Source organism: Stenotrophomonas thermophila (assembly GCF_001499715.1).
Taxonomy (GTDB): Bacteria; Pseudomonadota; Gammaproteobacteria; order Xanthomonadales; family Xanthomonadaceae; genus Stenotrophomonas; species Stenotrophomonas hibiscicola.
The window spans coordinates 65,974-73,089 of the sequence record NZ_CVIW01000013.1 but is presented as its reverse complement, the minus strand read 5'-3'; the positions used below and the strand labels follow the sequence as shown (position 1 = coordinate 73,089).

The following is a 7,116-nucleotide window of genomic DNA, read 5'->3' as shown; positions in this document are numbered from 1 at the left end:
CAGCCGGACCCACCTCGCCAACCCACGGAATACGTGCTTTTGCTGTCGCTTCGGCCTTGGTTTCGGCGGGGGGCGGGGGCGGCCCGGCCGTACCTTACTTTTCGATGCCCGGGCCGAATTTCAGCTCCGTACCGTCCTTCAACTGCAGCTTCTCGGCCTGGCCGGCGTTGAGTTCCAGAACGTACCGCGCCGGGCCGCCGCTGGGGTAGGGCGGGCACATGTCGCCGGCCGAGCACGGCGGCACGTCGCGCTGCTGGCTGACCAGCCTGCGCTCGTTGTCGAAGTACAGGATGTCCAGCGCGATCCTGGTGTTCTTCATCCAGTACGCCTGCATTTCCTCGCGGTCGTGGATGAACAGCATGCCGTGGTCGGCCGCCATCTGGTCGCGGAACATCAGCCCGCGCGCGCGGGTCTCGTCATTGGTAGCCAGCTCGACCTGGTAGCGGGCGCCATCCAGCTCGACCCAATGGCGGGCCGCATCGGTGGCGCAGCCGGCCAGCGCCAGCAATGGAAGCATCAGCAGCGAACGCAACAGCGACATCGTCAGGATCCTTCGGAAGGGTCAGAGCACGACCGGCGGTTCGCCGCCGACGATCACCACATCGGCGCGACGGCGGGCGAACAGGCCGACGCAGACCACGCCCGGCAACTGGTTGAGCTCGCGCTCCAGCTTTTCCGGATCGGTGATCTGCAGGTTGTGGATGTCCAGGATCTGGTTGCCATTGTCGGTCACCACGCCTTCGCGCCAGGTCGGCTGGCCGCCGGTCATGTCGCGGATCTGGCGGGCGATCAGGCTGCGCGCCATCGGGATCACTTCCACCGGCAGCGGGAATTTGCCGAGTATCGGCACCTGCTTGCTCGGGTCGACGATGCAGATGAAGCGCTCGCTGGCCTCGGCGATGATCTTCTCGCGGGTCAGCGCGGCGCCACCGCCCTTGATCAGGCACTTGTTCGGATCGCACTCATCCGCGCCGTCCACGTACAGCGACAGGTTGCCGCTGTGGTTCAGCTCGATCACTTCGATGCCGTGCTGCTTCAGGCGCGCGGTGCTCTGCTCGGAGCTGGACACGGCGCCCTTGATGCGGTGCTGGATGCGGGCCAGGGCATCGATGAAATAGGCCACGGTGGAACCGGTGCCGACACCGACGATCATGCCGTCTTCAACGTACTCGATGGCTTTCTCGGCGGCCAGGCGCTTGGCTTCGGACATGGGAGAACTCTCAGGCAGGGAATCAGGATTTCTTTTCCAGCGACAGCAGCAGCTTCCACTGCGCGGCGGTCACCGGGAACACCGACAGGCGGTTGCCCTTGGCAACCAGCGGGAAGCCTTCACCGAGCTCTTCGGCGTGCAGCTTGATCTCGTCCAGCGCGATCACCTGCTTGAGCTTGCGGTCGAAGGCCACGTCCACCAGCATCCAGCGCGGGTTCTCGCGCGTGCTCTTGGGGTCGTAGTAGTCGGATTTTGGATCGAACTGGGTGTCGTCCGGATAGGCCGTGCTGGCCACCGTGGCCAGGCCGACGATGCCCGGCACCTTGGTATTGGAGTGGTAGAACAGGATGCCGTCGCCCACCTGCATGCCATCGCGCATGAAGTTGCGCGCCTGGTAATTGCGCACCCCGTTCCAGGGTTCGACCTTGACCTTGGCCAGGTCATCGATGGAGAAGGCGTCCGGTTCGGACTTCATCAGCCAGTAGCGCTTGCGGGCGGTCATGCGTTCACGGGGGCAGCGGAGGGGAACAGGGTGCCGTCTTCGGTGCAGATCGCATCCACGGGCACGTCCCACGACGCCACCGGCAAGGACTCGACCTGCTGCACCGCGAACGCAGCACCGACCAGCCAGGGCGGCGCCGGCCGGTCGTGGCGGAAGGCGAAGCTGCGATCATACCAGCCGCCCCCCATGCCCAGCCGCCGGCACTGCGTGTCGAAACCCACCAGCGGGGCCACCACCAGCGCCATCTGTGCTGGTTCCAGGGTGTCTTCCAGCGCTACGTCCGGCTCGGGAATGCCGTAACGGTTGCTGGTCAGCGGCTGCCCCGGCCGCCACGGCGCGAAGCGCAGCACGTCGCCGGCCAGCACCGGCAGGCAGTAGGTGAGGCCTTCGGGCAACTGCAACTGCCAGCGGTGCAGGGCGATCTCGCCATCCAGCGCCCAGTAGCCGGCCACGGCGCCTTCGCGCGGGGCGAACGGCAGGGCGAGCAGGGCATCGGCAAGCGATTCGGCGGCGTCGATGCGCTCAGCGGCGGAAAGGTCGCGGCGGCGTTGCCGCAGGTCGTGGCGCAGGGCCTGGCGCGGGTCGGTCATGGCAGCGTGCGGCGGGGGAACAGCCGTCATTGTGCCGGAAAGAACAAGGGCGACGCCCGAAGACGCCGCCCTTGCTGGAATATTGCATTCTCCGCAATGTCGATGCATGCGAAACGACCTTGAACCCGGGGGCTCAAGTGGGAACGCTGGAGAACCATCGGGCTTCCCGCTACAAGGCGGACCTGCACTCCCGGCGCTGTCGCGCTCCCGGTGTCGTTCTTAAGGGACAAGGCGAATGTTTGCACATGCCGTCGAGTACCGCAGAGAACGCGTGGCCATTATAGCCAGCGCGCCGGATCTGGATAGGCCGTTCGTCGGCAACAGTACGTGCCAATTCAGATATGAGAAGACGCGTTGTGCACGGTCTTCAGGCGCCGCCGTCGATGGCGCGGTCCAGCCGCCGGTTCAGGTCCGCCAGCGTCTGCTGCAGGGCCACGGCCTGGCGGGCGTTCTCGTCGCGCAGCAGCTGCAGTTCGTGGGCCAGGTTCAGCGCGGCCAGCACGGCGACACGGTCCACGGCGGCCATGCGGTTGCTGCCGCGGATCTCGCGCATGCGCGCATCGAGCAGGCGCGCAGCCGCCATCAGGCTGTCGCGTTCATCGCCGCCGACGCCCACGGTGTATTCACGATCGAGGATGCGGACACTGACCGGTTCGGCGCTCATGTGTGCTGCTCCAGGGATTTGAGCCGGCTGATCATTGCTTCCACCCGCGAGCGCGCCTGTTCGTTCTTGGCCAGCAGCGTCGAACGCTCGGCCACCAGCTGCTCCTGCTGGTGGCGCAGGCTGCGGTTCTCCTCGGCCAGGCGCTGGTTGCGTTCAAGCAACGCTTCCACGCGGGCGGCGAAGTCCTGCAGCTGGGCAAGGGGGTTGGCGGGTTCCATGCAGGCACGATAGGCAAGCCGGGCAAGGGCGGTCAAGCGCTGTCGCAGCAAGGCCGGAGGGCTACCGGGAGGATGCCGCCGGGTTGCTACACTACGGGGTCTCACGGGCGCGCGCGTGCGCGCTCCGGGTTTCCTTTCCGAACGAGCCGCACGATGACCGAACTTCCCTCCGTCGACGACGTTACCCGCGCCAGCCAGGAGCTGGGCCTGGGCGCCACCGCTGCCGAGCTGCATGGTGCGCTGTGTGGCTGGCTGGCCGCCGGCGGTGCCCCCGGCAACGACTGGCCGGCGCGCGTGCTGGCCGACGACAACCTGCCGCCGGTGGCCGCCGACAGCGTGCTGGGGCAGCTGCTGCAGGCCACCATCAAGCAGCTGGAAGACCGTGACTTCGCCTTCGAGCTGTTGCTGGCTGACACCGACGAGGTGTCCGCACAGGCCGATGCCATGTTCAGCTGGACCCGTTCCTTCCTGGGTGGTTTCGGCCTGGGCAGCGGCGGCCGTCGCCCGGCCCTGTCCGAAGAGGGTGAAGAAGCGCTGACCGACATGGCCAGCCTGGCACGCGCCTCCAGCGAGGATTTCGAGGCCGGCGGCGATGATGACGACGAAGCGCTGTCGGAGATCGAGGAATTCATCCGCGTGGCGGTGCTGCTGCTGCACGGCGACGTGGTGCTGGCCTCGCGCCACCGCCAGCGCCTGAACTGATGGACATCAAGCAGCGCACCGGCATTGCGGCCGGCGAATACAAGCGTCGTCGCCGCCAGCTGATGGACATGGCCGGCGAGGACGCGATCCTGGTGCTGCCGGCCGCGGCCGAGAAGGTGCGCAGCCTCGATACCCATTACCCGTTCCGCCAGGACTCGGACTTCCAGTACCTGAGCGGTTTTCCGGAGCCGGAGGCGGTATTGGTGCTGATCCCGGGCCGGCGCCACGGCGAGGCCATCCTGTTCTGCCGCGAACGTGATGCCGAGCGCGAAGCCTGGGACGGCAGCCGTGCCGGCCAGGAAGGCGCGGTGGCGCAGTACGGAATGGACGATGCGTACCCGATCGATGATCTGGACGACATCCTGCCGGGCCTGTTGGAAGGCCGTTCGCGCGTCTACTACCACTTCGGTCGCGACGCCGACTTCGACCTGAAGCTGATCGGCTGGGTCAACCGCGTGCGTTCGCAGGTACGCCACGGTGCGCAGCCGCCACATGAGTTCCTGGAGCTGGGCCACCTGCTGCACGAGCAGCGTCTGTTCAAGTCCGGCGCCGAAGTGGCACTGATGCACCACGCCGCACAGATCAGCGTGCGTGCGCATCTGGCGGCGATGAAGGCCGCCAGGGCCGGCATCCACGAGTACGAACTACAGGCCGAGCTGGAACGCGTGTTCCGCGCCAATGATGCGGTGCCCGCGTACTGCAGCATCGTCGGCGCCGGCCGCAATGCTTGCATCCTGCATTACCGCGACAACAACGCGCGGTCGCGCGATGGCGAGCTGGTGCTGATCGATGCCGGTGCCGAGTACCGCGGCTACGCCAGCGACATCACCCGCACCTTCCCGGTGAACGGCCGCTTCAGTGCCGAGCAGCGCGCGCTGCACGACCTGGTCGGCGATGCGCAGGCGGCGGCGCTGGCCCAGGCCAGGCCGGGCGTGCCCTACGAGGCCGGCCATCTGGCCGCAGTGCAGACCTTGACCGAGGGCCTGCTGCGGCTGGGCCTGCTGAAGGGCACGCTGGAAAAGAACCTGTCCGAGGGCCTGTACCAGCGCTTCTACCGGCACAAGACCGGGCACTGGATCGGCATGGACGTGCACGACGTGGGCGACTACCGCTTGGCCGGTGACTCGCGTCTGCTGGAGCCGGGCATGGCGTTCACCATCGAGCCTGGGTTGTACATCGGCGTGGATGACACGACGGTGGAGCCGCGCTGGCGCGGTATCGGTATCCGCACCGAGGATGACGTGCTGATCACCGACGATGGCCATCGCGTGCTGACCGAAGGCCTGGCGCACAGCGCCGACGAGATCGAAGCGGTGATGGCGGGGTAAGGGGTGTTCTGCAGGGCTTGCAGCCCTGCACCTGCAGAGGCCACAGCAACAGCAACCGCAACAGCGGCATTCCGTGGGATGGCGGGGTACTGTGGGTTTGCGGGGCCGCCGCAAGTACGTCCTTGTAGGCTTGGTCGCCGCATCCATGCGGCTCACACCCCGCAAACCCAACAGTACCCCGCCTTCGACAGGTTCACGCGGCTGTTGGTGGGTGCCGACCGTTGGTCGGCACATCTGTCAGACATCGAATGAATCATCCACGCATGGCGTGGATCTACTGGCAATTGCGGCTGTTGGTAGGTGTCGACCTTGGTCGACACAGAGCGAGCGCAGCGAGTGACCCGCTTCTGCTTTTCTTTTTCTTTTCCGTGGTTGGACGCGCGCAGGAAACTGTCAAAGGCCGGGCGGGGTGGGCGGGCAGGACCGTTGGCGCCATGGATGGCGCCATCGAGCCCCCATGGATGGGTTTACGGCGCGTCCTGACCACCCACCCCGCCCGGCCAAGCGCGGCTTTTGATTTCAGCGTCAAACCACGAGGGGCTCAGCCGTTCGCCGCCGCAAACGCCGGCCGCGTCAGGTTGTCCGCCTCGCCCTCAGTGCACAGCACTTCGTCTTCGATGCGGATGCCGCCATACGGACGGAAGAAGTCCACACGGTCCCAGTTGATCGCATCACCATGGCCGGCGTCCTTCACTTCGTTCAACAGCATGTCGATGAAGTACAGGCCCGGTTCGATGGTCACCACCATGCCCGGTTCCAGCACGCGGGTCAGGCGCAGGTACGGGTGGCCGGCCGGGCGTTCGATGCGGCCGCCTTCGTCGCTGGCCGCGAAGCCGGCCACGTCGTGCACCTGCAGGCCGATCAGGTGGCCGATGCCGTGCGGGAAGAACGCGGCGCTGACGCCGGTATCCAGCGCGGTCTGCGGCGAGACCTTGATCACGCCGAAGTCCTTCAGCACGCCCATCAGCGAAAGATGCGCGTCCACGTGCAGCTGCTTGTAGTCGAAGCCCGGGCGCACCGCCGCGCACATCTGCTGCTGGGCGGCGTCGACGGCGGCGATCATCGCGGCGAATTCGTCGTGGCCCTGGGCGGCGTAGGTGCGGGTGATGTCACTGGCGTAGCCGTGCGCGCTGGCACCGGCATCGATCAGGAAGCTGCGCAGCGGTTGCGGTGCCTTGCGACCCAGCTCGGTGTAGTGCAGCACGGCGGCGTGTTCGTTCAACGCCACGATGTTGCCGTACGGCAGCTCGTTGGCATCCTGGCCCACCGCCTGGCAGTACGCCATGTGGATGCTGAATTCGTCGGCACCGTTGCGGAACGCGGCCTCGGCGGCGCGGTGGCCGCGCACGCCCAGCACCTGCGCCTGGCGCATCAGTGCGATTTCATACAGCGTCTTGCTGCCGCGGTGCCATTCCAGGTAGTTCACCACCGGCGCGGGGTTGTTCGGCACGTAGCTGCCCAGCGCGCTCTGCGGCTCGCCGAGGATCGCGCAGCGCGACGGGTCGGCCGGCAGCAGGGCCAGTGCTTCGTCCGGCTTGCGGATGATGTGGATGTCGAAGTGCTCCACCCACCAGCCGCTGGGGGCGTCCGGCACCACGTGCCAGTAGTCGAAGGGCTGGTGGAAGATCACTGCCGGGCGCTTGCCCGGGGTGAACACGATCCAGCTGTTGGGCACGCGGGTCAGCGGCAGCCAGGCCTTGAACTGCGGGTTGACCGCATACGGGTAGTCGCGGTCGTCGAACACCTGGTAGTGCAGGGTGCCGCTGGGCACCACCAGATGGTCGAAGCCGCCGCGGGCCAGCGCCTGTTCGGCGCGTCGGCACAGCACGGCCAGGTGGTCGGAATACAGGGCGCCGGGGTCTTGCTGGATCATTGCGGTGGCTCGACACGGAAAACGGCCCT

At 66.9% G+C, this 7,116-nt stretch carries 9 protein-coding genes and 1 other RNA gene; 2 read left to right on the top strand and 8 right to left on the bottom strand.

Annotation, left to right across the window (positions count from 1 at the left end):
• Window positions 1–94 precede the first annotated feature (94 nt).
• The 7 genes from BN1263_RS08670 to BN1263_RS08645 all read right to left on the bottom strand — a co-directional run bounded on the left by BN1263_RS08670 (window position 95) and on the right by BN1263_RS08645 (window position 3,184).
• Window positions 95–541 (bottom strand): DUF192 domain-containing protein, encoded by a 447-nt coding sequence (locus tag BN1263_RS08670; RefSeq protein ID WP_058980531.1) that lies wholly within the window; start codon window positions 539–541, stop codon window positions 95–97.
• Between the two features lie 21 nt (window positions 542–562).
• On the bottom strand, window positions 563–1,210 hold the full coding sequence (gene rpiA, locus BN1263_RS08665) for a ribose-5-phosphate isomerase RpiA (protein ID WP_058980530.1): 648 nt from the start codon (window positions 1,208–1,210) through the stop codon (window positions 563–565).
• A 22-nt stretch (window positions 1,211–1,232) separates the two neighbouring features.
• Entirely contained in the window at window positions 1,233–1,712 is a 480-nt protein-coding gene (locus BN1263_RS08660) for an EVE domain-containing protein (RefSeq protein ID WP_014648290.1), read from the bottom strand.
• A complete protein-coding gene (locus tag BN1263_RS08655) occupies window positions 1,709–2,302 on the bottom strand; it encodes a 5-formyltetrahydrofolate cyclo-ligase (protein ID WP_058980529.1) in 594 nt (197 codons plus the stop codon). The genes BN1263_RS08660 and BN1263_RS08655 overlap by 4 nt, the downstream gene beginning before the upstream one ends.
• A gap of 84 nt (window positions 2,303–2,386) precedes the next feature.
• Window positions 2,387–2,572, bottom strand: a non-coding RNA gene (gene ssrS, locus BN1263_RS20055) — 6S RNA.
• Between the two features lie 97 nt (window positions 2,573–2,669).
• Window positions 2,670–2,966: a cell division protein ZapA gene (locus BN1263_RS08650; protein WP_006467013.1), complete on the bottom strand. Its 297-nt coding sequence runs from the start codon at window positions 2,964–2,966 to the stop codon at window positions 2,670–2,672.
• Window positions 2,963–3,184, bottom strand: coding sequence for a TIGR02449 family protein (locus tag BN1263_RS08645; RefSeq protein ID WP_058980528.1), 222 nt, complete (start codon window positions 3,182–3,184; stop codon window positions 2,963–2,965). The genes BN1263_RS08650 and BN1263_RS08645 overlap by 4 nt, the downstream gene beginning before the upstream one ends.
• 153 nt (window positions 3,185–3,337) lie before the next feature.
• On the opposite strand from BN1263_RS08645, the gene BN1263_RS08640 reads away from it, so the two are divergent.
• Together BN1263_RS08640 and BN1263_RS08635 are read left to right on the top strand one after the other, a co-directional pair.
• Complete coding sequence (locus tag BN1263_RS08640) at window positions 3,338–3,886, top strand: UPF0149 family protein (RefSeq protein ID WP_019661998.1); 549 nt, start codon at window positions 3,338–3,340, stop codon at window positions 3,884–3,886.
• 5 nt (window positions 3,887–3,891) lie between these two features.
• The gene (locus tag BN1263_RS08635) at window positions 3,892–5,214 is read left to right on the top strand and encodes an aminopeptidase P N-terminal domain-containing protein (protein WP_144435334.1); all 1,323 of its coding nucleotides are present in this window, start codon (window positions 3,892–3,894) and stop codon (window positions 5,212–5,214) included.
• 541 nt (window positions 5,215–5,755) lie between these two features.
• Here BN1263_RS08635 and pepQ read toward each other — a convergent pair.
• Window positions 5,756–7,087, bottom strand: coding sequence for a Xaa-Pro dipeptidase (gene pepQ / locus BN1263_RS08630; protein WP_058980526.1), 1,332 nt, complete (start codon window positions 7,085–7,087; stop codon window positions 5,756–5,758).
• Window positions 7,088–7,116 lie beyond the last annotated feature (29 nt).